This window comes from Streptomyces sp. NPDC059008 (assembly GCF_042749045.1).
Taxonomy (GTDB): domain Bacteria; phylum Actinomycetota; class Actinomycetes; order Streptomycetales; family Streptomycetaceae; genus Streptomyces.
Genome location: NZ_JBHYJC010000012.1, coordinates 38,348 through 61,135, shown reverse-complemented (window position 1 = coordinate 61,135; position 22,788 = coordinate 38,348). Strand labels below are relative to the sequence as shown.

19 protein-coding genes, 1 tRNA gene and 1 pseudogene are annotated in these 22,788 nt (G+C 74.8%); 13 read left to right on the top strand and 8 right to left on the bottom strand.

The window, feature by feature from the left end:
• Positions 1-121 precede the first annotated feature (121 nt).
• Complete coding sequence (locus ACFWZH_RS17185) at positions 122-1,060, top strand: AraC family transcriptional regulator (protein ID WP_384430951.1); 939 nt, start codon at positions 122-124, stop codon at positions 1,058-1,060.
• 76 nt (positions 1,061-1,136) lie between these two features.
• Here ACFWZH_RS17185 and ACFWZH_RS17180 read toward each other — a convergent pair.
• From ACFWZH_RS17180 to ACFWZH_RS17170, 3 genes and pseudogenes are all read right to left on the bottom strand, one after another.
• A pseudogene (locus ACFWZH_RS17180) lies at positions 1,137-2,033 on the bottom strand (chitinase); the annotation flags it as partial.
• 519 nt (positions 2,034-2,552) lie between these two features.
• Complete coding sequence (locus ACFWZH_RS17175) at positions 2,553-3,986, bottom strand: sensor histidine kinase (RefSeq protein ID WP_384430948.1); 1,434 nt, start codon at positions 3,984-3,986, stop codon at positions 2,553-2,555.
• A gap of 88 nt (positions 3,987-4,074) precedes the next feature.
• Positions 4,075-4,767 carry a response regulator transcription factor gene (locus ACFWZH_RS17170; protein ID WP_384430946.1) on the bottom strand — a complete coding sequence of 231 codons (693 nt, stop codon included), beginning with the start codon at positions 4,765-4,767 and terminating at the stop codon, positions 4,075-4,077.
• A 118-nt stretch (positions 4,768-4,885) separates the two neighbouring features.
• On the opposite strand from ACFWZH_RS17170, the gene ACFWZH_RS17165 reads away from it, so the two are divergent.
• The gene (locus tag ACFWZH_RS17165) at positions 4,886-5,449 is read left to right on the top strand and encodes a hypothetical protein (protein WP_384430943.1); all 564 of its coding nucleotides are present in this window, start codon (positions 4,886-4,888) and stop codon (positions 5,447-5,449) included.
• A gap of 28 nt (positions 5,450-5,477) precedes the next feature.
• Here ACFWZH_RS17165 and ACFWZH_RS17160 read toward each other — a convergent pair whose 3' ends face one another.
• Together ACFWZH_RS17160 and ACFWZH_RS17155 are read right to left on the bottom strand one after the other, a co-directional pair.
• Positions 5,478-6,338: a spermidine synthase gene (locus ACFWZH_RS17160; protein WP_384430940.1), complete on the bottom strand. Its 861-nt coding sequence runs from the start codon at positions 6,336-6,338 to the stop codon at positions 5,478-5,480.
• Positions 6,339-6,459: 121 nt separating this feature from the next.
• Positions 6,460-6,828, bottom strand: a complete 369-nt coding sequence (locus tag ACFWZH_RS17155) for a chaplin (RefSeq protein WP_384430938.1) — start codon at positions 6,826-6,828, stop codon at positions 6,460-6,462.
• 266 nt (positions 6,829-7,094) lie between these two features.
• Here ACFWZH_RS17155 and ACFWZH_RS17150 point away from each other — a divergent pair, with 266 nt between their 5' ends.
• From ACFWZH_RS17150 to ACFWZH_RS17135, 4 genes are all read left to right on the top strand, one after another.
• Positions 7,095-8,177, top strand: a complete 1,083-nt coding sequence (locus ACFWZH_RS17150; RefSeq protein WP_384430935.1) for a hypothetical protein — start codon at positions 7,095-7,097, stop codon at positions 8,175-8,177.
• Between the two features lie 204 nt (positions 8,178-8,381).
• Complete coding sequence (locus tag ACFWZH_RS17145) at positions 8,382-9,881, top strand: sugar transferase (RefSeq protein WP_384430932.1); 1,500 nt, start codon at positions 8,382-8,384, stop codon at positions 9,879-9,881.
• 91 nt (positions 9,882-9,972) lie between these two features.
• Positions 9,973-11,313, top strand: coding sequence for a glycosyltransferase (locus tag ACFWZH_RS17140; protein ID WP_384430929.1), 1,341 nt, complete (start codon positions 9,973-9,975; stop codon positions 11,311-11,313).
• Positions 11,314-11,379: 66 nt separating this feature from the next.
• Positions 11,380-12,678 (top strand): NAD(P)-binding domain-containing protein, encoded by a 1,299-nt coding sequence (locus tag ACFWZH_RS17135; RefSeq protein WP_384430926.1) that lies wholly within the window; start codon positions 11,380-11,382, stop codon positions 12,676-12,678.
• A 50-nt stretch (positions 12,679-12,728) separates the two neighbouring features.
• On the opposite strand, the gene ACFWZH_RS17130 is transcribed toward ACFWZH_RS17135, so the two are convergent.
• A complete protein-coding gene (locus tag ACFWZH_RS17130) occupies positions 12,729-13,208 on the bottom strand; it encodes a hypothetical protein (RefSeq protein ID WP_384430923.1) in 480 nt (159 codons plus the stop codon).
• A gap of 213 nt (positions 13,209-13,421) precedes the next feature.
• On the opposite strand from ACFWZH_RS17130, the gene ACFWZH_RS17125 reads away from it, so the two are divergent.
• Positions 13,422-14,843, top strand: coding sequence for a tetratricopeptide repeat protein (locus tag ACFWZH_RS17125; RefSeq protein WP_384430920.1), 1,422 nt, complete (start codon positions 13,422-13,424; stop codon positions 14,841-14,843).
• Positions 14,844-14,854: 11 nt separating this feature from the next.
• On the opposite strand, the gene ACFWZH_RS17120 is transcribed toward ACFWZH_RS17125, so the two are convergent.
• Positions 14,855-15,448: a histidine phosphatase family protein gene (locus tag ACFWZH_RS17120; RefSeq protein ID WP_384430918.1), complete on the bottom strand. Its 594-nt coding sequence runs from the start codon at positions 15,446-15,448 to the stop codon at positions 14,855-14,857.
• A 186-nt stretch (positions 15,449-15,634) separates the two neighbouring features.
• On the opposite strand from ACFWZH_RS17120, the gene ACFWZH_RS17115 reads away from it, so the two are divergent.
• The 6 genes from ACFWZH_RS17115 to ACFWZH_RS17090 all read left to right on the top strand — a co-directional run bounded on the left by ACFWZH_RS17115 (position 15,635) and on the right by ACFWZH_RS17090 (position 21,307).
• Positions 15,635-16,900, top strand: a complete 1,266-nt coding sequence (locus tag ACFWZH_RS17115; RefSeq protein WP_384430915.1) for a hypothetical protein — start codon at positions 15,635-15,637, stop codon at positions 16,898-16,900.
• Positions 16,891-18,441, top strand: a complete 1,551-nt coding sequence (locus ACFWZH_RS17110) for a hypothetical protein (protein ID WP_384430912.1) — start codon at positions 16,891-16,893, stop codon at positions 18,439-18,441. The genes ACFWZH_RS17115 and ACFWZH_RS17110 overlap by 10 nt, the downstream gene beginning before the upstream one ends.
• A gap of 40 nt (positions 18,442-18,481) precedes the next feature.
• On the top strand, positions 18,482-19,846 hold the full coding sequence (locus ACFWZH_RS17105) for an AAA domain-containing protein (RefSeq protein WP_384430909.1): 1,365 nt from the start codon (positions 18,482-18,484) through the stop codon (positions 19,844-19,846).
• Positions 19,847-19,986: 140 nt separating this feature from the next.
• Entirely contained in the window at positions 19,987-20,313 is a 327-nt protein-coding gene (locus ACFWZH_RS17100) for a hypothetical protein (RefSeq protein WP_384430906.1), read from the top strand.
• A 255-nt stretch (positions 20,314-20,568) separates the two neighbouring features.
• A complete protein-coding gene (locus ACFWZH_RS17095; protein WP_384430903.1) occupies positions 20,569-21,177 on the top strand; it encodes a bifunctional DNA primase/polymerase in 609 nt (202 codons plus the stop codon).
• Between the two features lie 56 nt (positions 21,178-21,233).
• A tRNA-Lys gene (locus tag ACFWZH_RS17090) sits at positions 21,234-21,307 on the top strand.
• Between the two features lie 96 nt (positions 21,308-21,403).
• On the opposite strand, the gene ACFWZH_RS17085 is transcribed toward ACFWZH_RS17090, so the two are convergent.
• On the bottom strand, positions 21,404-22,675 hold the full coding sequence (locus ACFWZH_RS17085) for a M6 family metalloprotease domain-containing protein (RefSeq protein WP_384430901.1): 1,272 nt from the start codon (positions 22,673-22,675) through the stop codon (positions 21,404-21,406).
• Positions 22,676-22,788: the final 113 nt, after the last annotated feature.

Below are 22,788 nucleotides of genomic sequence, written 5' to 3'. Positions count from 1 at the left end.
GCTGTGTCCGGTGGTCGGCGTGGCCGGTGCTGCGGACTGACGTTTTCGGTCAGCTGACTCGCTGACGTCTTCTACGCTAGAGCTGGTAGCGGGACATTTCGGGGTGGCGAAGGGACCGGGGATGGTCAAAAAGCGACAGCAGGAGCCGGAGCCCGTTCCGGAGATCCGGGAGGTCGCGTTCGCCGCGCCGGCCGGGCGGCCCGCGGGCCTGGAGGTGATGACGCTCGCCGAGCTGCGCGAGCGCGCGGACGCCTGCCAGCTGGCCACCCCGCACCGCCCCGGCTTCCACCATCTGCTGACCCTGGACAGCGGCCGGCTGGTGCACAGCGTCGACTTCCGGGAGCATCCGCTCGCCCCGGGCGATCTGCTGTGGTCGCGCCCCGGGCAGGTCCAGCACTTCGGTGATCTGAGCGGTGCACAGGGGCGGCTGGTGCTCTTCGAGGCCGGCTTCCTGGATCCGGCGACCGCGGCCGCGGCCCGGATCGAGGACTGGTACGGGCCGCCCGTACGGCATCCGCAGGGCGCGGCGGCGCGCCGGGTGGAGGAGGCGATGCGCCAGCTGCACCAGGAGTTCGGGGCGCTGGGCGGGCTGCCGCTGGAGATCCATCTGGAGGTGCTGCGGCACCTGCTGGCCGTACTGGTGCTGCGGGTCGCCCACGCGGGCGGGCCGGCCGACGGCGAGGCCGCCGGCTGCGAGGCGAGCGAGACGTACCTGCGCTTCAGGGACGCGGTGGAGCGGGGCTTCACCCGCAGCCGCCGGGTGGCCGACTACGCCCGCGCGCTGGGTTACGCGCCGCGCACCCTCTCGCGGGCCACCGAGGCCGCCGCGGGGACCGGGGCGAAGGAGTTCATCGACCGCAGGGTGGCGCTGGAGGCCAAGCGGCTGCTGGCGCACGGCGACCAGTCGGCGGCCCGGATAGCGGACCGGCTGGGCTTCGCCGACGCCACCAACTTCAGCAAGTTCTTCCAGCGGCAGACCGGCAGCACCCCGATCGCCTTCCGGGTGGCGGTGCGGGGCGGGGCGCAGCGGGTGGGGGGTGGGCCGCCGCGCCCCGCCTAGGGCGTGTGCGGACACGCCCTGGGGGACGGTGGTCCGGGACGACGGGCCGGACCTCCGGTGGGGGTGGGACCTGGTATCAGCCGGTGTAGGCGCCGAAGGCCTTGGTGAAGTCCAGCGGGCCCTGCTCGATGGAGCTGCAGGTCGGCTGCGCGGAGGGGGACGGGCCGCCCTCGCAGGCCTTGTCGCGGGTCGAGGACCACATCGACAGCCCGCCCAGGTGCTTGGCCTTGGCGAACTTCACCAGCTGGGTGGCGTCCTCGACCTTGAAGACCTCCTTCTGGACGTCGTTGACGCCGATCATGGGCGTCACGGCGACGGCCTTCCAGGCGGCCGCGTCGCTCAGGCCGAGGGCCTTTTTGATCTGCCCCTGGGTGGCGGTGGCGGCCTTGGTGGCGTAGGTGCCCATGTCGCCGTCGTAGGAGGGGCCGTAGTCCATCGCCATGATGTTGACGGCTGAGACCTTGACGCCGTTCTTCTTGGCGTCGGCGACCAGGTTCACCCCGTCCTGGGTCAGGCCCTCGGGCATGACCGGGAGGGTGAAGGAGACGTCCAGGCCGGGGTGCTTCTTCTGGAGCTGGGCGACGGCCTGGGCGCGGCGGGTGTTGGCGGCGGTGTCGGGCAGCGCGCCGCCCTCGATGTCGAAGTCGACCTTGGTGAGCTTGAACCGGTCGATGACCTTGCCGTACGCGGCGGCCAGTTCGTCCGCCGAGCCGCAGGCCAGGCCGAGTTCGGAGCCGTTGGCGCCGCCGAAGGAGACCCGCACGTCGCCGCCCGCCGTGCGCAGCCGGGGTATCTGCTGGGCCACCGGGTTGTCGCCGAGCTCGCCCGTACCGCCCCACTTGGGAGTGCAGCCGCCGCCGGAGGTGATGAAGGCGAGGTGGAAGTTCTTCACCCCGGTCTTCTCGGCGGTGCCGGTCAGGTCGTAGGCGGGGCTGAGGGAGGTGTCGACGTACGGGGCGAAGCCGGCCGCGGCCTTGGCGGCGCCGGGGGTCCGTGGCGCCTTGCCGGCCATGGCGGAGCCGGCGACGGCGAAGGCGCCGCCGGCCGCGACGGCCACGGCCGCGCCGGCCACGATCAGCTGGGTGGTACGACTCTTGTGCCGGCGGTGTGCCGAGGGGGTCATCTGGTGCCTGCCTGTCGTCACGTGGGGGGGGCTGGGGTGCACCGTGGTGCGTCCCGCACGCTAGCGGCAGCGAAACGGACAAATGCCGGTATCTGTACGGCGGTTGGCGGAATTATGGCTGCCTTAAGGGAGCGGAAGGGGGTGGTTAAGACCACCGGTCTATGCCGCGGGCCCGGTCGCCGGAGCGGGTCTTGACGGACACGTCCTAGGGCCTGTCCGATGGTCAGGGTCGGAAAGGCCGCGGCGTCTGGTGCGGTACATCGCAAGGCGCCGGAGCGTCCCGATAGCGGAGCTCTCGGGACGTTTCGGCAACGCCGCGAGGTGCCGTGCCAGACGCCGCGGACCCGGCCATGACCCATCGGACAGGCCCTAGGAGCCGGCGCGGGCGGCCCGCCGTCCCCGACCGCCGAGCGTGCGGCGCAGCCGGTGGCCGCGGCGTACGCCGTGCCGGTCGCGGCCGCCGTCCAGCGCCAGCCAGACCCGCACCTCGGTGCCGCCCAGGACCGAGCGCCCCAGGCGCACATCGCCGCCGGTGGATTCGGCCAGCCGGCGCACGATGTCCAGGCCGAGGCCGGTCGAGCCTCCCCCGGCTACCGCTGGGAGGTGCCCCCACCCACCACCGCCCGACCAGCCGCGGCGCAGCGCCGCGTCGGGGTCGGCGATGCCGGGACCGGCGTCCGAGACCAGCACGATCACGGCCTCCTCGGCGTTGTGCACATCGACCGCGAAGGCGGTGCCCTCGGGGGTGTGCCGGAAGACGTTGCCGAGCATCGCGTCCAGGGCGGCGGCGAGTTCGGGGCGGGCGACCGGGATGCGTACGGGGTTCTCCGCGCCGGCGACGCGCACGGTACGGCCCTCGTCCTCGGCCAGCGCCGACCAGAAGGCCATCCGCTCGCGGATCACCTCCGCGGCGTCGCAGCCGGCCGCGGCCGCCGCCTGACGGGTCGGCGCCTTCTGCTCGCGCGCGGTGCGGATGATCTGGTCGACCTCGCGCTCCAGCTGCTCGACGGCGGCCCGGGTCTGCTCGGCGGCCGGAGTGTCGCCGAGCGAGGCGGTGTTGAGACGCAGGACGGTCAGCGGGGTGCGCAGCCGGTGCGAGAGGTCGGCGGCCAGTTCGCGTTCGTTGGCGAGCAGCTGGACGACCTGGTCGGCCATGGAGTTGAAGGCGCTGGCCGCGGACCGCAGCTCCTTGGGGCCGTCCACCGGGACGCGTACGCCGAGTCTGCCCTTGCCGAGGTCGAGGGCGGCGCCCGCGAGCCGCTCGGCAGGCCGCACCATACGGGTGCCGAGCCGGTCGGCGACCGCCACCGAGCCGATGACCAGCGCGAGGCCGACGCCGGCCAGCACCACCCAGGAGGTGGCGACGCCGTTGGTGAGCGCGGCGTCGGGGACGAAGACCTCCACGACCGCGATGCCGGAGGCGACGGCGGTCGGCTGCAGGAGCGAGGAGCCGCCGGGGACCGGCGAGATGGAGGCCCGGCCGAGCCGGACGGCGGCCGCGACGGCGGCGGGGGCGGCCCGCCGGGAGCCGATCTCGGCCGGGGCGCCGTTCTTGCCGGCCGCCGGGACGTGGACGCCGATCCGGCCGCCCGGCCCGGTCTCGGCGCTGGCGACCGCCCGCTCCAGCTGGGCACGGTCGGTGGTGATGGCGAGGACCGGGCCGATGGTCGCGGCCTGCCGTTCGGCGTTGGAGTAGGCGCGGTCGCGGGCCAGCTCCTTGACGACCAGTCCGAGAGGGACGGCGAAGGCGACCACGACCATCGTGGTGACCGCCAGTGCCACCTTGACCAGGGCCCATCTCACGGTGTCCCATCCTTCGCTGCTCCGCCCACGAGGCGCACAGGTACGACTCTCGGCGCCGTCCGCGGCCCGGCGGCCTCGCGCGCGACGCTCACTGTGGCGGCTCCAACTTCACCCCCACACCCCGCAGGGTGTGCAGATACCGGGGGCGTGCCGCGGTTTCGCCCAGTTTGCGGCGGAGCCAGGACAGATGGACGTCGATGGTCTGGTCGTCGCCGTAGGACTGCTGCCAGACCTCGGCGAGCAGCTCCTTGCGCGGCACGACGACACCGGGGCGTCCGGCGAGGAAGGCCAGCAGGTCGAACTCCCGGCGGGTCAGGTCGAGCGCGACGCCGTCGAGTTCGGCCTGCCGGCGCAGCGGGTCGATGGCCAGGCCGCCGACCCGGATCACTCGTGAGGGCGGTTCCGCGCCGGCCGCGCCGGCCCGCGAGCGGCGCAGCACGGCGGACATCCGGGCCGAGAGGTGCTCGACGGAGAACGGCTTGGTGAGGTAGTCGTCGGCGCCGTCGTTCAGCAGCCGGACGATCTCGGCCTCGTCGTCCCGGGCGGTGGCGATGATCACCGGGACGTCGGTGATGCCGCGCAGCATCTTCAACGCCTCGCCCCCGTCCAGGTCGGGCAGGCCGAGGTCGAGGATGACCACGTCGAAGCCGACCTGCGCCACCTCGCGCAGCGCCTCCAGTGCGGTCCCGACGCTGCGCACCGTGTGGGCGGCCTCGGTCAGATGCCGGATGAGGGCCGAGCGGACGAACTGGTCGTCCTCGACCACGAGCACACGTGCCATGGGCGGCACCGTACGCCATTCGAGTCAGTCCCTTTACCCGAGGTTGACGCCGGAACAGTCTGTTCCGCCCCCGCAGACCGGCTGCAACCGGACGGGCCGGTGGTGCAGTATGAGCCAAATGCAACGAGGACTGGTTCACGCGGCGGCCTGGACCCTGGCGACCGGCGCCGCGGTCACCCTGTCGTGGTTCGGCGTGCACACCGTGCTGTCCGGCACGGTGTACGACGCCCCCCGCGCGCTGCCCCTTTCCGACCAGGTGGCCTCCTCGGGGGCGAACGGCGGCGCGACGCCGCGGGTCTCCTCGACCCATCGCCCCAAACCGTCCGCCTCGGCGGGACGCGGCCCCGCACCCGCCGACGGCAAGTCGTCGAAACCGGCCACGCCCTCGCCCACCGGCGCGACCCGGCCGGGCCGGTCCGCCGTACCGCCGGGCGGTTCCGGGTACCCCTCCCGCGGCGAGATCAAGAGCTACTCCACGGCGGGCGGCCGGGTCGTCTTCAGCGTGGCCGGCTCCTCCGCCGAGTTGGTGTCGGCGACCCCGAACTCGGGCTGGGAGATGCAGGTCTGGAAGCAGGAGCAGTGGATCCGCGTCGACTTCACGGGCGCCGGCGCGCACACGTCGGTGTTCTGCACCTGGAACGGGCATCCGCCGGCGGTGCAGATCAGCAACCAGGCGGCCTGAGCCGGGCCGGCGCCGGTGTTGCGCCGGGTCAGTCGAAGGTCTTCGCCGGCGGGGCCGGGGAGGCGACGGCCGTGGCGTCGGTGACCGGGGCCGCGCCGCCGGTGAAGTCCGCCAGCGCGCGGCCGTGTTCGACCCGCCCGGACTGGGGGTCGGTTGCCGCGCGGCGGGTCAGTTCGGCGAGCGGGAGTGCGGTGTCGCAGGCCAGCAGGACGGCGTTGCCGAAGCGCTTGCCGCGCAGTACGGCCGGGTCGGCGGTCAGGCAGAGTTCGGCGAACGCGGCGGCGACGGTGGCTATCTGGCCGCGCAGAAAACGCAGCGGCGGCCCGTCCGCGAGGTTGGCCGCGTAGTACCCGCCGGGCCGCAGCGCCCGGTGGACCTCCGCCACGAACTCGGTGCTGGTCAGATGCGCGGGGGTGCGCGCCTGGCCGAAGACATCGGCGATGATCAGGTCGGCCCAGCCGTCGGGGATCTTCGCCAGGCCCGCGCGGGCGTCGCCACCGCGCACCCGGATCCGCCAGCCGCCGTCCCACGGCAGCTGCCGGCGGACGAACTGGACCAGTGGCGCGTCGATCTCCACCACCTGCTGGGTGGAGCGGGGCCGGGTCGCGGCTATGTAGCGGGCCAGGGTCAGCGCGCCGCCACCGAGGTGGACGACGCGCAGCGGGGCGCCGGGCGGCCCGACGAGATCGGCGATGTGCCCGAGCCGGCGCTGGTAGGGGAAGTCGAGGAAGGCCGGGTCGTCGAGGTCCACATGCGACTGCGGGGCGCCGTCGAGCAGCAGCGTCCAGCCGCGCGGCCGGTCCCGGTCGGGCCGCAGCTCCGCGAGCCCGCCGTCCACCGGTTCCGTGACGGACTCCGCTGCTCCGCGCCCGCGCCTGCTCCTTGCCATGCCCTCCAGTATGACTGTCGTCCCGCATGCCGTACCCCCTGGTCAGGGTGGTGCGACGGTGCGGGGACGGCAGAGCGGCGGACCGCCCGCGACCGCGAGGCCGGGCGGTCCGCCGAATGCACTACTTGCCTCCGATGCTGCCGTTGACGCAGCGGTTCCCGAACGCCGGGTTCAGCAGCGCAAAGAGGTTGAGGCTGTTGCCGCAGGCGTTGATCGGGATGTTGATCGGTACCTGGATCACGTTGCCGCTCAGGAAGCCCGGGGAGCCCTTGGCGTAGCCCTTGGCCACGGCGACGTTCCCGGCACGGTGGTGTCCGTGACGGTGCTTCTTGTGGCCGCCGTAGCTCTGCTGGATGTACTGAACGTGACCGGCACGCTCGTGACCACCCTGCTGGGGGACGCCGCCACCGGCAGACGCGATGCCTGCGCCACTGACCACCAGGGCGCAGCCGGCTGCAGCCGTCGCGACGGACTGGACGAACCGCTTCATCCCATTCTCCTTTCAGTTCGCGAATGGGGCACCCGGTCACAACGAGCCGAATGAGGCGGGGATGCGGGCATTCCCCCTTACGGGAAATCATTGGCCCTTCTGGCAGTAATCATTAGCCCTTCTGGCAGCAAGCCGCCCCGCCGGCAAAATCCGCCATTGTGCCGATCGGGCTCCCCCCGGGGTATCCGGCGTGCCTGTCGCGGTTTCCAACATGATTTCTGTCAGAGTGCTCTCCTGTTTGACTGATAGAAGTCGGAGAGGAAGACATGCGGAAGTCGATGGACCGCACCGGGCGCGGCGTGTGCGCGCTGGCTTCCTTGGCATTGTCGGCCGCCCCGGCTTCGGCGGCCGCGCCGACTCCCAAGGAATCCGCCCGCATTCCCTTCGCCGAACGGTTCCATGCGACCCAGCACGGCGGTGTCGCACGCGCCGCCAACTCCGCGGTCACCTGCGGCGGGACGGACCGCCGGGCGGCGGCGGCCTGCGCGGCCGAACGGCAGGGCGGCGCCGGCGGCCACCACCGGCTGGCGTACGTCGACATCGACTCCGACCGCGGCACCGCCAACTCCAGCGCGGCGGACCTGCGCCTCCCGGCCGGCTCCCGGGTCAGCTACGCCCGGCTGTACTGGGGCGGCAACCTGCGGGTCGGCGGGCGCAAGGCGGCCGAGGACAACGGCCGGGTGCTGATCGCCGGGCCCGGCGGCCGCTACCAGGAGGTGCGCGCCGACTCCGTGACCGGCCGCCGCACCGCCCTCGCCGCCGCCGACGGCTTCCAGGCGTCCGCGGACGTCACCGATCTGGTGCGCAGAAGCGGTCCGGGCGGCTACACGGTGGGCCGGATCAACGTCGCGACGGGCCGGTCCACGGCCGGCGCCTGGGGCGGCTGGACGCTGGTGGTCGCGTACGAGAACGCCCAGCTGCCGCTGCGCAGCATCGCGCTGTGGGACGGCTTCGAGCCGCTGGGCGGGCAGGGCCGCACACTGTCGGTGCGGCCGGCGGGGCTGCGGGTCCCGGCGAACGCGAACGGCCGGCTGGGGACGGTGGCCTACGGCGCGAAGCGGGGCGTGGGAACGGACGGGCTCACCGTCCAAAGCGGCCGGCGCCGCCCGCACGCGCTACGGGACACCGCCAACCCGGCGAATGATGTGATGAATTCGACGATCACCGATTTCGGCCGGGAGACCGCCCGGAAACCCGCCTACCGCAATACCTTCGGAATCGATTCCGATGTATTCGACCTGAAGCCCGCACTGCGGTACGGCGGCGATCGGCTCACTTTCCGCTTCACCACTCGCGATCCCGGATATCTGCTCGGTGCGTTCTTCTTCCAGGCCGACGCCGGGCGCTGAGCCACGCGTCCCAGAATTGTCCGCGAAGACCGCCGAAAGACCCGCGGTCCGTAGAGGGTCCGCTGAGAGTTCTGTCAGCTCGGAGTCAGGGGAGCAGTGCGTGCCGGCCCAAGACGAGCCGTGGCGGGAGAGGCCCGCGGTGCTCCACATGTACCGCGGGCTCCCCGGTGTGCCGTGCCCCCAGCGCGGGGGGCGGATCGAGCGATGACGACGGAGAGCACCGACGCACCCCGTGCCGCCCGGGTCCGGCCCCCGTCGGCGGTCCCCCGACCGCCGGCCGTCGCGGTCGGTCCGCCGCGCGCATCGGGCCGGGCGACCCTGCCGCCGCCCCGGCCCGGCCGCGGCCTGCGGCGGCGCACCGTCGCCCCGCTGATGGCCGCCGACTGCCTGGCCGCCGCGGGCGCCGCGCTCCTCGTCCTCGGCCCCGACGTGCCGCCGGCGTTGCCCGTCGCCGCGCTGCTGGCACTGCTGCTGCTCCACGGCCGGGCCGGGCTCTACCGTCCCGGCCCCGCGCCGACCGCGCTGGGCGATCTGCCGGCGCTGCTGGGCCGGGGCGCCGTCTGCTGGTGCGCGACGGCCGCGGTGCTCGCCGCCGTACGCCCCGACCGGGCGCTGTCGCCCGCGCTGCTGGTGCTCGCCGTGTCCGCGCACGGCGTGCTGGTGTGCGGCGGCCGGGCCGCGGTCTACCGGGCGCGCCGCGACCTCGCCCGCCGCCGGCCGCGCGCCGCGCTGATCGTCGGCGCCGACCCGGCCGCCCGGCAGCTGGCCGCGGTGCTCGCCGCCCACCCCGAGTACGGGATGCGCCCGGTGGGCGTGGTCCCGCCGGTGCCGGTGCCGCCCTCTCCGCCCGAGGACGCCACGAGCCGGACCGCGCTGCCGCGGCTGAGCTCGCCCCAGGACATCGCCCGGGCCGTCGTCCAGCACACCGTGCGGGACGCGGTCTTCACCCTGCCGCCGTACGCCGATGCGCACACCGCCGCGCTGCTGCGCAGCTTCGTCGACCAGGGTTCGGCGATCTGGCTGGCCGGCGCCGCGGCCGCCCGCGAGGGCCGCACGCCCCATCCGGGGACCGACCACCTGTGGGGCTTCGCCTGCCGGCCGCTGGACACCGCTCCGCCCCGGCACGGCAGTTGGGGAAAGCGGGCGCTGGACCTCACGCTGGCCGCGCCCGCGCTGGCGGCCCTGGCGCCGGTGCTGCTGGGCTGCGCGCTGGCGCTACGGCTCGCCGACGGGCCCGGCGTGCTCCTCCGGCAGGAGTGCACCGGCCGCGGCGGCAGCACCTTCGCCCGGCTGACGTTCCGCACTCTGCGCCGCGGCGACGGGCACGGGGCGACGACGGCACCGCCGAGCGCGGTGGACGACGCCCCGGCGAGCCGGGTCGGGCGGCTGCTGCGGCGCACCTCGCTGGACGCGCTGCCGCAGCTGTGGAACGTGCTGCGCGGCGAGATGAGCCTGGTGGGGCCGAGCCCGGAGCCGGCCTGCCGCGTCCGGCTGTCGACCCGGCACTGTCCGGAGTACGCCGACCGGCACCGGATGCCGGCGGGCATCACCGGACTCGCCCGGGTGCACGGGCTCGGCCGGGACGCCTCGGCCGAGGACCGGGCCCGGTTCGACAACCTCTACATCGACAGCTGGTCGCTGTGGCAGGACATCGGGATCCTGCTGCGCACCGCGGCCTTACTGCTCCGGCTGGAGGGCAGATGAGCGCGGGCGCGGCGGCGGGCGGCCGGCTCGCCGCACGGCCCTCCGACGAGACCGTCCCTCCGGCCGCTACCCCCACCCCTGGAGGCACCCGGTGAAGGTTCTGCATGTCATCACGGGCCTCGACATGGGCGGCGCCGAGCAGCAGTTGCGGCTGCTGCTGCGCCGGCTGCCCGCCCAGTGCGAGGTCGTCACCCTGACCGGTCCGGGGCCGGTCGCCGACGGCATCGAGGCGGACGGCACCCCCGTCACCCACCTCGACATGACCGGCGACCGCGATCTGACCGTACTCCCCCGCCTGGCCGCACTGATCCGCGCCGGCGGCTACGACCTGGTGCACACCCACCTGTACCGGGCGTGTGTCTACGGACGGATCGCCGCCCGGCTGGCCGGTGTACGGGCCGTGGTCGCAACGGAGCACTCCCTGGGCGACGCGGTCATCGAGGGCCGCCGGCTCACCCGCGGCGTCCGCGCGCTCTACCGGGCCACCGAGCGGCTGGGCGCGGCGACGGTCGCCGTCTCGGACACGGTCGCCGCCCGGCTGCTGCGCTGGGGCGTGCCCGAGCGGCGGATCCACGTGGTGCACAGCGGCATCGAGGCGCACCGCTTCGGCTTCGACCCGGCCGCCCGCGCCCTGGTCCGCACCCGGCTCGGGCTGCCGCTGGACGCCTTCGTGGTCGGCGGCGCCGGCCGGCTGGTGCCCGGCAAGCGGTTCGACGTCCTGGTCCGCGCGGTGACCCAACTCCCGGGCGTCCACCTGCTGCTGGCGGGCGAGGGACCGGAACGGGAGACGCTGCGGCGAACGGCGGAGCAGTTCGGGTCGGGGGATCGCATTCACCTGCTGGGCGCTGTCGGTGACGCGGCGAGCGTCCAAGCAGCGCCACCAGGCGCCGTGGGTGGCGCCGAGCGCGTCCCAGCGGCTCCGCCGAGCGCCATGGGTCACGCGGCGGGCGTCCGGGCGGCGCCGCCAGGCGCCGTGCCCGGCTGCCGGCCCGACATCCCCGGCCTGCTCTCCGCCCTCGACGTCTTCGTCTCGCCGTCCCCGGACGAGGCGTTCGGACTGGCCGTCCTGGAAGCGCTGGCGTCCGGGCTGCACGTGCTCTACGGCAGCTGCCCGGCGGTCGAGGACCTGCCCGCGGACCAGGCGCCCGGCGCCCGGCGCTTCAGCCCCGGCGTCCACGAACTGGGCACCGCGCTCAGGGAGTTGCGGCGCCACGAACCGGGCCGGCTGCCGGTGCCGCCGGTGGTGCGGCGCTATGACATCGCGCGCAGCGCCGAGGCGCTGATGAGCGTGTACGAGCAGGCGGTGGCCACCGCCGCCGCGCCCCGGTGGCGCCGCCCCGTGCCGGTCCCCGCGCCGCCGGCCCACCCCTCCGCCGTCCCGCTGCCGGACCCGCCCCGGTCGCCCGCCCCGTCCCCGCTCTCGAACAGGTAGGCGGCGTCACGGCGAGCCGCCCGCACCGATTGAGTCCGCACCGATGAGAAAGCGCAGGCAGCATCCATGTACGACCTCGTGGTGGTGGGCGCCGGCCCCTACGGACTCTCGATCGCCGCGCACGCGGCGGCGGCCGGGCTGCGGCTGCGGGTCCTGGGCCGGCCGATGGCCTCGTGGCGCGAGCACATGCCCGAGGGCATGCTGCTCAAGTCCGAGCCCTGGTCCTCCAGCCTCTCCGCCCCCTCCGGCCGCCACAACCTGGCCGAGTACTGCGCCGTCCACGGCCTGACCGCCGAGCACGGCGTCCCGCTGGCCCTGGACACCTACCTCGCCTACGGCAGGTGGTTCGGCGAGCGGGCGGTGCCGCCGGTCGAGGAGGTCGCGGTCACCGCCGTACGCCCCGACGGCGACGACGGCTTCCAGGTCGAGACCGGCACCGGCGAGCTGATCGCGGCCCGGACCGTCGCGCTCGCCGTCGGCATGGTGCCGTTCGCCCACCGCCCCTGGCCGCTGCTCGAACTGCCCCCGGAACTCGCCTCGCACAGCAGCGACCACCGCGATCTGCGCCGCTTCGCCGACCGGGACGTCGCGGTGATCGGCTCCGGGCAGTCCGCGCTGGAGACCGCGGCCCTGCTGGCCGAACAGGGCGCCCGGCCCTCGCTGGTGGCCCGCGCGGACCGGCTGAACTGGCACAGCCCGCCGCAGCCCCTGGACCGCGGCCTGCTGCGCGCGCTGCGCGATCCGCGCTCCGGACTCGGCACCGGCTGGCCCAACTGGGCGTGGTCGCGCCTTCCGTGGGCGGTGCGCCGGCTGCCCGCGGCGACCCGGGTCCGGATCGCCGAGACCGGGCCGGCCCCGGCCGGCGCCTGGTGGCTGCGGGGGCGCTTCGAGCCCGCGGTACCGGCCCGGCTCGGCCACCGGGTCCGGGCCGCGGTCCCGCACGGCGACGGGGTGCGGCTCCATCTCACCCATACGGATGGCGGCTTGGAGACCCTCGACGCCCACCATGTGGTGGCGGCGACCGGGTTCACCCCCGACCTCCGGCGGCTGCGGCTGCTCCACCCCCGGGTGCGCACCACCCTGCGGACCGTGGCCGGCAGCCGCGCGCCCGAGCTGAGCTCCGGATTCGAATCGTCCTGGCCCGGGCTGTTCTTCGCGGGGCTGCTCAGCGCCCCGTCGTTCGGCCCGTCGATGCACCTCGTGCACGGGGCGGGCTTCACCGCGGCGCGGCTGCTGCGCGGCGTACAGCGCCGGCTGGGCGACCGGCGGGGCGCCACCACCATCCCGCGCCCGGCACGGGACGGCGCTCCGGCGGCCGCGAGCGGCCCGACACCGGAGGCGGCGGCCGGCGAGCCCGCGCACTGACCCGGCCCGCGGGCCCGGCCCGGCGGCCCGATCCGCACCCGGCCCGGCGCTCACTGGCAGCGGTCGCAGGCCTCGATCGTCCGCGCCGCCTCGCCGAGCGCCGCGCGCAGCACGACCGGGTCGGTGGCGGCGGCGCCCGCGCCCTCCGGTGACACCAGCCAGCCGGTGCCGGTGACCGGCGGCTGCGCCGCTACGCCCTCACCGGCCGGTACACCGGCCCGCCCGTAGGTCTGGGTGCACGCGCTGCCCGGCACGTCCCAGCCGTCGGCCGTGCCCGCGGGCACCAGGAAGCCGAGGGTGTCGCAGGCCCCGTCGTGCAGTACGGGGCCGACGCCGTCGCGCAGCCGGAGGATGTCGACGGCCTCCAGCCCCTGCCGGGCGGGCACCGTGACGAGATCACAGGGCTGGACCGGTACGGCGGCCGTGCCGCCGGGGACGACCTGCTTGCGCCGGCCCTGGGCCTGGCCCGCGGACCCGTTGCCGCCCCTGCTCACGCCGGTCTCCCACACGGAGAACCCCTCCTCCTGCACGCGCCGCACCCTTTACACCGAGTTCAACGGTCCGGCACGTCAACAGCTACGGCGGCGTAACGCTGCAAAGGATGGCAGTTCATGGCAGATCACGCGCGAGATATCCGATTTGTAGCCAAAGGGTGTGTATCGGCGCCATGACAGCCGGTACCGTCGTCCCGCCGCACCGCCAGGAGGCGGCATCGCCACAAGATGGCACGGAGAGGGTCCGCCATGGCGTCGCCAGCAGCACGTTCAGCGTCGTCCCGCACCGTACCCGCTCGCCCGAACACCGCATTCCGGCAGCTGCGCGGCCGGCTGTCACCAGGCGAGTTCGCGGCGGCGGTCCGACGGGCCGCCCGTGAGATCGGTGAGCAGGTCTCGTGCGACGCCCGCTATGTGGGCCGCGTCGAGTCCGGGGAGATCCGGTGTCCGAACTACGCCTACGAGCGGGTGTTTCGGCACATGTTCCCCGGGCTGACGCTGCCCGACATGGGATTCGCGCCTCGCGAGGCGGTACGCGGACGGGGGGCGCGTACGGCGGCGGTCAGCGCCGCGCCCCTGGCAACCGACCCCGACCACCGCGATACCTGTATCCAGATCTGCGAGGAGAGCGACGTGCTGCGTCGCGCGTTCATCACCGGCGGCCCGGCGGCAGCCCTGGGCTTCGCCGCCCTGCACCCCGTCGAAGCCGCCGCCACCGCCGCGTCCGTCCATGTGCCGCCGCCGCGCACCCCGGTCGGCGGCCGGGCCGGCGCGGCCGAGGCCACCGCCGTCGAACAGGCCGTGCGCCACATCCGGCTGCTGGACGACCGGCACGGCGCGGAGGGCATCTACCGCCGCGCCACCCAGCCGCTGCGCGCCGCCTACGAGTTGCTGGACGCAGACGTCCAGCACCGCAAGGTGTCCGACCGGCTGCACTCCGGGGCGGGCGAACTCGCCATCACCGTCGGCTGGTTGGCACACGACTCGGGCCGCTTCGACGACGCCCGCTCGCACTACGCGGAGGCGCTGGCCACCGCCCGGGTCTGCGGCGACGCCGCCCTGGAGGCGCACGCCTTCTGCAACACCGCCTTCCTCGCCCGGGACGCCGGCCGCCCGCGCGAGGCGGTGCGCGCCGCGCAGGCCGCGCAGCAGGCCGCCAAGCAGCTGGCCTCGCCGCGGCTGCTGTCGCTGCTGGCGCTGCGGGAGGCGGGCGGCTGGGCGGGGCTGGCCGACCGCGCCGGCTGCGAGCAGGCGCTGGCCCGCGCGGAGCGGCTGTTCGCGGCCGGGCAGCGGGACGGCGACCCGGAGTGGATGACGTTCTACGGCGAGGCGGAGCTGGCGGGCCTGGAGGCGCAGTGCTGGTCGGCGCTGGGTGACGCGCAGCGCGCGGCGGAGTACGCGCAGCGCGCGGTGGCCCTGCAGGATCCGCACTTCACCCGCAACATCGCCCTGTTCACCGCGGAGCTGGCGGGCGACCTCGCCGACAGCGGTGCGCCCGAGGAGGCCGCCGCGGCCGGTACCCGGGTGCTGACGCTGCTGACGCAGGTCCACTCGGCCCGGATCCGTACGATGCTCGACCGCACGGCCCGTACGCTGCGGCCGCACCGCGGGATCGCCCCGGTCGCCGTGTTCCTGGAGCGGCACGCGGCCTCGGCCTCCCCGGGCGGCTGACCGGCGGCGGGTCAGCCCAGGTGCCCGGTGTCGTTCCAGCGCTCGATCGCCGGCTCCCCGTAGGCCCAGCCGAGCACCGACAGGGACGTCGGCTCCAGCCGGATGCGGGCGGCGAAGGAGACGTCCAGGCCCAGCCAGCGGGCGCCCAGGACGCGCAGGATGTGGCCGTGCGCGAAGACCAGCACATCGCGGTCGGCCGACCGCGCCCAGTCGACGACCTCGTCCGCCCGGGCGGACACCTCGGCGAGAGTCTCGCCCTCGGGCACGCCGTCGCGCCAGATCAGCCAGCCCGGCCGCCCGGCCTTGATCTCGTGCGGGGTCAGGCCCTCGTACGCGCCGTAGTCGAACTCCATCAGCGCGTCCCACTCCTGCGCCCGGTCGCCGAAGCCGGCCAGCTCGCAGGTCTCCTTCGCGCGCACCAGGGGGCTGGTGCGGACCTCGACGCCTGGCAGGCCGTTCCAGGGGGCGTGGTGCAGCCGCTCGCCCAGGAGCTTGGCGCCGCGCCGCCCCTCGTCCAGCAGCGGGATGTCCGTACGGCCGGTGTGCCTGCCGGAAAGGGACCATTCGGTCTGCCCGTGCCTGGCCAGGAATATGCGCGCTGCCATGGTCGTACCTCTCGCCGATCGCTCGGCTGATTCGTTGCTCGGTGCGGGCAACGTTGACCGCGGGACTCCCATTCTCGCGCACGGGGGCGTTTTGTCCGCGGGCGGGGAGGGGGCCGGCTCACGGGCGGGGGCCGGATCGCGGACGGGGCCGGTGGGGTGTCAGTGCGGGATGCGAGACTTCGGCGGGTGAACACCTTCCGCGACAGCCGACCCGCGTCGGCCGCCCCTGGGGCGGGGCGGCAGGCGCCGGGCCCGCGGCCGGCGGCGCCCCCACCCGGCGTGGGCCGGGCCAGGCTCACCGAGCTGCGCGGCCCCGGCGTACGCCCCCGCTCGCTGGACGCCCGGGCGCTCGCCGCCCTGGCCGCCAACCCGGGCTGCCGGCGCCGCGCACTGCTGGACGGCGCGGGCATCGACAAGGGCGCGCTGGCCCAGGCGCTGGGCTCGCCCGCGACGCACGGCCAGTCCCAGTTCGCGCTCATCCGGGGCAACGCCTTCGAGGCCCGGGTGAAGGCCGACGGCGGCACGGAGCTGCTGCGGCTGCTGCACGAGCGGTTCGCGCCCGGCACCCCGCCGCCCGGGCCCGAGGAGATCGCCGCCCCCGATCTGTCCGCGGCCGGGCCCGAGGGCCGGGCGGCGCGTACGGCGCTGGCGCTGCGCGAGGCGACCGCGGCCGGCGGCTGGGCGCTGCTGGACCACCCGATGCTGGTCCTGGAGGTGGCCGGCTCGCCGGCCTATGTGGAGCCGGACGCGGTGGTGGTGCATCCGGACGGCGGCTGGACGGTCGTCGAGATCAAGTCCTTCCCGATGATCGACGGTTCGGCCGACGCCGCCAAGGTGGGGGCCGCGGCCCGTCAGGCGGCGGTCTATGTGCTCGCCCTGGAGCAGGTCGCCGGGCATGCCGCCGCGCATACGGGCCGCGCGGTGCGGGTGAGCGACCGGGTGCTGCTGGTGTGCCCGAAGGACTTCTCCAACCTCCCCGCGGCCGCCGCCGTCGACGTCCGCAAGCAGCTGGCCACGACCCGGCGGCAGCTGACCCGCCTCACCCGGGTCGAGGAGATCGCCGCGGCCCTTCCGCAGGGCACGACGTTCGACCTCCGGCTCGCGGACGACGGCCGGACCCCGACCCGCCCGCCCGAGGAGCTGGCCGAGGCCGTGGAGGCGGTCGGCGCGGCCTACGCCCCCGAGTGCCTGGCCGCCTGCGAGCTGGCCTTCCACTGCCGCAAGCGCTCGCGCCAGGAGGGCGCGGTGGAGGCGCTGGGGCGCGGCGTACGGGGCGAGCTGGGCGGGCTGGGCACCGTCGAGGAGGTGCTGGCCGCGGCCGCCTCGACGGACCCCGGCGGCTTGGACGATCCGGCGGTCCTCGCCCTGCGCCGGGCGGCCGCGCTGCGCGCCCGGGCGCTGGCCGGCGCGACCGCGGCGGCTGAGCGGGCATCGGAGCCGGTATGTCGATGATCGAGACGCTGGCCCGGATGGAGGCGGTGGCGGCCGGCCGCGCCCAGCCGCGGTGCACGGTCCGCCACCGCCATCTGTCCGAACGGCCGCTGGTCCTCGTCCCGTTGACGACCGCGGGCGAGGCCGGCGCCCCCCTGGGCGCGCTGGTCGGCACGGACCGCGACAAGCCCGCGCTGCTGGTCGTCCCGCAGCCGCGCGACCGCGATCTGCGCTTCGCGTTCCTGGCCGAACTGGCCGATGCGATGCTGCCCTACGTGGACGGCTTCGCGGACGCCGTCGAGTGGGAGGAGCGCAAGGAGACTGACCCGGAGACCGGCAAGAAGGTCCCGGTGCAGGTCGAACTGTGCGCGGACGCACCGCAGTTGATCGTGCCGAGCGCCGCCGGCATCGACTACGTCCGGCTGCTGGGCCGTTCGATGCGCTTTCGGCGGACGGCCGAGCAGGAGCCGGAGGCGCCCTACCCCGCGCCGCCGCACGTCCCGCTGCTGGGCCGCTGGCTGACGCACTTCGGCGAGCGGGCCAGGGTTCCCGGCTCCGGTCTCCTGCAGTCCATGACGGGCCTGCTGACCCGCCATTGGGTGAGCGGCCAGAGCGCGCTGGAGGACCAGCACCTGGGCGCGCTGCTCGCCTGGATCGACCCTCCCGGCGGACTGTCGGGCCAGGAGGCGGCCGAGCGCGCGGAGTCGGCGCGGGACGCGGATGGGCAGCTGCTGTGCCCGCCGGCCGGCCCGGCCACGGACCCGGCGTTCGACAACCGGCTGCTGGCCCCCGCCATGGCCCGTTACGACGCCGGGCTGCCGGGCGCCGAGGACGCGCTCCGGACCCTGGTGGCAAGCCAGTTGCGGCCGGCCTGGGACGCCGTGTGGCACGGCGTCGACCTGCTGCGCGCGCTCCCGGAGGGCGCGCATGTCGCCGACCGCTGGAAGCGCGACCGCTGGTCGTACACGGCGCACCGCGACCGGGTGCGCGCCGGGGAGCCGCCGCAGCCCAAGCGGGACGACGCGGTCACCGCCGCGCAGAAGCTGTCCGCACGGGAGACCGCGCAGGCTCAACTGGACGCCCAGGAAGCCCTGGACGACCCGCTGGTGATGGCGGGGCGCCGGCTGGCCGGCGAGGCGTTCGAGGGCACGGTCACGGCCGTCGAGATGGCGATGTCCCAGGGCCGGCGCCCGATGCCGCGCCCGCTGGTCACGCTGGAGACGGCCGACCTCCCTCAGCTGTCCCGGGGCACCAGGCTCCACCGCGCCCTGGCGGACGGCAAGACCCAGCCCGCCGAGTTCGTAGCGTACGCGGACGGCGGGCCGGGCAGGCTGGTGGTGCGGCTGACGGGCGGGATGGGGCGCGGCAGGACACCGGAGCCCGGTTCCGTACCGGAGCCGGACGACACGGTGTGCTGGACGCTGTTCGAACACGCCCCGCGCGGCGGCCCGGAGCTGCCGGACCCCGAGGACACGCCCTGGACGCACGGCGGCCCGCCGCCCGCCGCCGGGGACGCACCGAACGAGACCCCCGACCCCGTGACACCGGAGGACTTCCTTTGATGCGCGCCCGCTGCTGGACCGGCCCGGAGCACACCGCCGTATGACGGCCGCCCAGGACCCGTCCGCCGCCACCCGGTCCGCCTTCGACCCCGGTGCCGCGGCCACCGCAGCCACCGACGCGATCCTGCACGACACGCTGCACGGCCCCGGGCGCGGCGTGGTCGTCGACTCCCCTCCCGGTGCCGGGAAGTCCACCCTGGTGGTCCGCGCGGCCCGCGAACTGGCCGCCGCCGGGCGCCCGCTGATGGTCGTGGCGCAGACCAACGCCCAGGTCGACGACCTGGTCCTGCGGCTGGCCGCCAAGGACCCCGAGCTGCCGGTCGGCCGGCTGCACAGCAGCGAGCCCGGCGCGTTCGACCCGGCGCTGGCCGAGCTGCCGGCGGTCCGTACGTCCGCGAAGGTCGCCGATCTGGCCGGGATGGACATCGTCGTCTCGACGGCCGCGAAGTGGGCCTACACCAAGGTCGACGAGCCCTGGCGGCACGCCATCGTGGACGAGGCCTACCAGATGCGGTCGGACGCGCTGCTGAGCGTGGCCGGGCTCTTCGAGCGGGCGCTGTTCGTCGGCGACCCCGGGCAGCTGGACCCGTTCAGCGTCGTCGGCGCGGAGCAGTGGGCCGGGCTCGCCTACGACCCCTCCTCCAGCGCGGTCGCCACCCTCCTGGCCCACAACCCCGGCCTGCCCCAGCACCGCCTGCCCGTCTCCTGGCGCCTGCCCGCCTCGGCCGCGCCGCTGGTCTCCGCCGCGTTCTACCCCTATACGCCGTTCCGCAGCGGCACCGGCCACGGCGACCGCCGGCTGGCGTTCGGCGTGGCGGGCGACGGCTCGGGCGTGGACCGCGTCCTGGACGAGGCCGCCGAGTCCGGCTGGGGCCTGCTGGAGCTGCCCGCCCGCCACACGCCGCGCACGGACCCCGAGGCGGTCGGCGCGGTGGCCCTGGTGGTGCGCCGGCTGCTGGACCGCGGCGGCGCGGCGACCAGCGAGCTCTCGCCCGATCCGGCGCCGCTCACGGCGGACCGGATCGCGGTCGGCACCGCCCACCGCGACCAGGCCGCGGCGGTCCGCGCCGCGCTCGCGGGCCTGGGCGTCGCCGAGGTCACGGTCGACACCGCCAACCGCCTCCAGGGCCGCGAATTCGACGTCACGGTCGTCCTCCATCCGCTCTCCGGCCGCCCCGACGCCACCGCCTTCCATCTGGAGACCGGCCGGCTGTGCGTGCTCGCCTCGCGGCACCGCCACGCCTGCATCGTCGTCTGCCGCGCCGGCGTCACCGACCTCCTGGACGAGCACCCCTCGACCGAGCCGGTCAGCCTGGGCGTCACGGTCAAGTTCCCGGACGGGTGGGAGGCCCACCACTCCGTGCTGGCGCATCTGAACGAACATCGCGTCGCCTGGCGTCCGTAGCGCCCCCGCACGGGCGCACGGTTTCCGGCCCCCTTGCGCGGGGCGGGACAATGGAATGCGGCACACGATCTGGAGGTAGGTACATGTCCGAGCCGCGACCGGCTCCCGACCCACGTGGTACGGCGCCGGGGCCCCGGCGCATGAGGCCCGCGCAACTGCTCTTCGAGCCCCCCGAGGCAGCCGCCGACCCCGAGCACTTCTTCGACCTGGAGTCGATGGAGGACCCGCGCGAGCTGCTCAGCCGCGCCACGGAGCTGACCCTGGCCTTCCGCGCCGCGGCCGACCGCGCCACGGAGTTCCAGGCGCTGGCCGCCGCCCAGCTGTCCGACCCCAGCAGGTTCGACCGGCTGCCGCTGGCCGTGCTGGCCGAGCAGGCGGAGTGGACCGAGGACTACGCCCGCAAGATGGTCGAGTTCGGCCGCAGCCTGATGCGCAGCGGCAGCACCCTGCCGGGCGACATGGACTGAGCACACCAGATCGCGCCGGACGGCGCGCACACCCTCCCACCCCGCTGTGCGGCTCATGGTCCGTGACCATGAGCCGCTGGCATATGCGAGGGGGCAAGATACCCGGTCGCGTACCGCCCCGTCCTGATTTCCGCCAATCAGCCAAGGCCGTACGCGTCGTATCGGTAGACCTGTCCCCATGAGTGAGCGCAGGGAGCGAATCATGAAAAGGTGCGCGTGTCGCGAATGCCGGGCCGGGCGAAGCGAGGTTTCGGCATGAGCGACTGGCTGCCCGAGACTCCCCGCACCCTGGACTTCCCCACCACCTCATACGTCACACTCGCGGGCGCCGAGTGGCTCGCCTCCGCCAGCCCCCGCCCGGACGAGATGCACGCGCTGTGGGCGCTGGAGCCGACCGCGCCCAGCGCGCTGCCCTGCGGCACCGCCTTCGACGTGATCAACGCTCCGGCGCTCTTCGGGCGGCGCATGGTGGACCGCTTATGGTCCGACGGCCCCGGCTCGGGTCCGGTCGCGGCGCACCGCGGCCGGATCCTGCTCTTCGCCGCGCCCGGCACGGCCCAGCGGCTGCCCGCCCTGCTCGTCTGGGAGGAGTGGTCCGCCTCGGTCCCTCCGCTGCTGTGCCACGGCAGCGGGGACGCGGTGACCATCCCGCCGCTGCACCCGCGCACCGGCCCGGCAGGTGATCCGGAGGACCCCGCCGGCCCCGCCGCCTCCCGCTGGCTGGTCGCCCCCGGCACCCGCGATCCCTGGCTCCCCGGGCCCGACGTCCTGCTGTGGGCCTGTGTCCGCGCCGCCCGCGCGACCGCCGGGGCGGAGCGGGAAACCGCAGCTCAGCACCCCGTTTCCGCGCTGATGCCGGGCTGAGGGAAACCGATTTTTGTCCTCCCCGACCAGGATGCTAATGTTTTCCCCGTCAGCAGGCGCCGCTAGCTCAGTTGGTTAGAGCAGCTGACTCTTAATCAGCGGGTCCGGGGTTCGAGTCCCTGGCGGCGCACAGACAGTCGAAGGCCCTCACTCCGGTGGGGGCCTTCGTCGTGTGCCGTGTACGCCCGTCCGGCGCGCCACCGCGCGTGCACCACCGCCGCGGGCCTCAGCCGCGCCCGATCTTGACCGCCCAGTCGCCGTCGCTCGACCGCCCCGCGACCTGGATGCGTACGCCGTCCTCGGCGGCGTCCATGCTCTCCCCCACGCCCAGCGGTGCGTCCGCGAGCGGCGGGTAGACGGACGTGCCCCAGCAGGCGGAGGTGCCGGGGTGCCCGTCGAGGACCTGGACGGGCCCCGACCCGGACGGGGTCTGGCTGCGGACGCGGTAGACCAGGACGCCCTCGGTGCACACGCCGCGGTCGTTTCCCACGGCACCGCGTGCCTCGATCACCAGCGCACTGTCCTCCCCTGTACGGACCACCAGCAGCCGCGGCCGGCGCTGGCTGCGGGGCTCCCTGGGGGCGGACAGGGTCCTGAGCGAATGCATGGTGGGGCCGGTGAGATCGGCGCAGTCGACCTGGTTGTCGGCGATCCAGCCGAGCTTCCACTTGTGCCAGGCGAAGGGGTCCGGGGCCAGCCCGAACTGGCTGCCCATGAGGTCCCAGTCACCCACATAGGTGTCCCAGTCACCCTTGCCGTCCCGCGGACGGTGGTAAAGGTCCGGGAGGTCGAAGACGTGACCGGTCTCGTGGGCGAGGACATTGCGGTCCGGTGGGCTCTGCTCGAAGACGGTGACGAATCGGTGCAGGTCACGGTCGTCGGCATGCATCGGCTGGTCGAGGTTGACGACCTTGGTGGCGTCCGAATCGACGCCGGGAGCGTCCGGATCGGCGACGAAATAGACCATGTCGTAGCGGCTGAAGTCCACCGACGGATCCGCGGCGGCGACCGCGTCGCGCAGATAGGACGCGCGCCGGGCGGCGTCCCAGTCGCGCCGTATCCCGTACGCGTCCGACGAGCGCGGCATCTTCACCCAGGCGGGGTGCACATGCGCGCGCAGCCGGAACTTCCCGTAGGAGGCGCGCGCGAAGAAGGCGGAGGTGGCGGGGAAGTAGTCGCGCGAGAGCGCCCGCGGGGCGGCGACGGGCCGGGAGTCGGGGAAGGAGAGGTAGATCATGACGGCGCGCAGCGGGCGGTCCGGGCGCGTGTAGGAGCCGTTCCAGCTGTCCACGCCCTCGGAGTGGTGCGCGTCGGTGCGCCCCAGCGCACACGACAGGGCGGCCTCGGAGGCGGTGGCGGGTCCGGCGACGACGGAGGTGGCGATCAGCGCGCTCAGGGAGGTGATGACGGCCGCCACGCGCCGCAGGCGGTGGTCCGCCCCGTCGGGCGTCAGGGCGCGCGGCACATATACCTCCAGGGACGGATTCGGAGACCTCATCTACCCTGTCGGGATTTAAAGCTATTCGTCCTGTTTCGGAGGCCCAGACGAGTGACCGGCGCGTCTCCGCCGCCTCGTAACGGAAAGTCACAAACGACCAAGGGGGCAATCGG

What these genes read in the sequence shown, in the direction of transcription:
- ACFWZH_RS17185 (WP_384430951.1), top strand. Translation starts at nt 122, where the DNA reads ATGGTCAAAAAGCGACAGCAGGAGCCGGAGCCCGTTCCGGAGATCCGG.
- ACFWZH_RS17170 (WP_384430946.1), bottom strand. Translation starts at nt 4,767, where the DNA reads ATGGCACGTGTGCTCGTGGTCGAGGACGACCAGTTCGTCCGCTCGGCC.
- ACFWZH_RS17165 (WP_384430943.1), top strand. Translation starts at nt 4,886, where the DNA reads ATGCAACGAGGACTGGTTCACGCGGCGGCCTGGACCCTGGCGACCGGC.
- ACFWZH_RS17160 (WP_384430940.1), bottom strand. Translation starts at nt 6,338, where the DNA reads ATGGCAAGGAGCAGGCGCGGGCGCGGAGCAGCGGAGTCCGTCACGGAA.
- ACFWZH_RS17155 (WP_384430938.1), bottom strand. Translation starts at nt 6,828, where the DNA reads ATGAAGCGGTTCGTCCAGTCCGTCGCGACGGCTGCAGCCGGCTGCGCC.
- ACFWZH_RS17150 (WP_384430935.1), top strand. Translation starts at nt 7,095, where the DNA reads ATGCGGAAGTCGATGGACCGCACCGGGCGCGGCGTGTGCGCGCTGGCT.
- ACFWZH_RS17145 (WP_384430932.1), top strand. Translation starts at nt 8,382, where the DNA reads ATGACGACGGAGAGCACCGACGCACCCCGTGCCGCCCGGGTCCGGCCC.
- ACFWZH_RS17135 (WP_384430926.1), top strand. Translation starts at nt 11,380, where the DNA reads ATGTACGACCTCGTGGTGGTGGGCGCCGGCCCCTACGGACTCTCGATC.
- ACFWZH_RS17125 (WP_384430920.1), top strand. Translation starts at nt 13,422, where the DNA reads ATGGCGTCGCCAGCAGCACGTTCAGCGTCGTCCCGCACCGTACCCGCT.
- ACFWZH_RS17120 (WP_384430918.1), bottom strand. Translation starts at nt 15,448, where the DNA reads ATGGCAGCGCGCATATTCCTGGCCAGGCACGGGCAGACCGAATGGTCC.
- ACFWZH_RS17110 (WP_384430912.1), top strand. Translation starts at nt 16,891, where the DNA reads ATGTCGATGATCGAGACGCTGGCCCGGATGGAGGCGGTGGCGGCCGGC.
- ACFWZH_RS17105 (WP_384430909.1), top strand. Translation starts at nt 18,482, where the DNA reads ATGACGGCCGCCCAGGACCCGTCCGCCGCCACCCGGTCCGCCTTCGAC.
- ACFWZH_RS17100 (WP_384430906.1), top strand. Translation starts at nt 19,987, where the DNA reads ATGAGGCCCGCGCAACTGCTCTTCGAGCCCCCCGAGGCAGCCGCCGAC.
- ACFWZH_RS17095 (WP_384430903.1), top strand. Translation starts at nt 20,569, where the DNA reads ATGAGCGACTGGCTGCCCGAGACTCCCCGCACCCTGGACTTCCCCACC.
- ACFWZH_RS17085 (WP_384430901.1), bottom strand. Translation starts at nt 22,675, where the DNA reads ATGAGGTCTCCGAATCCGTCCCTGGAGGTATATGTGCCGCGCGCCCTG.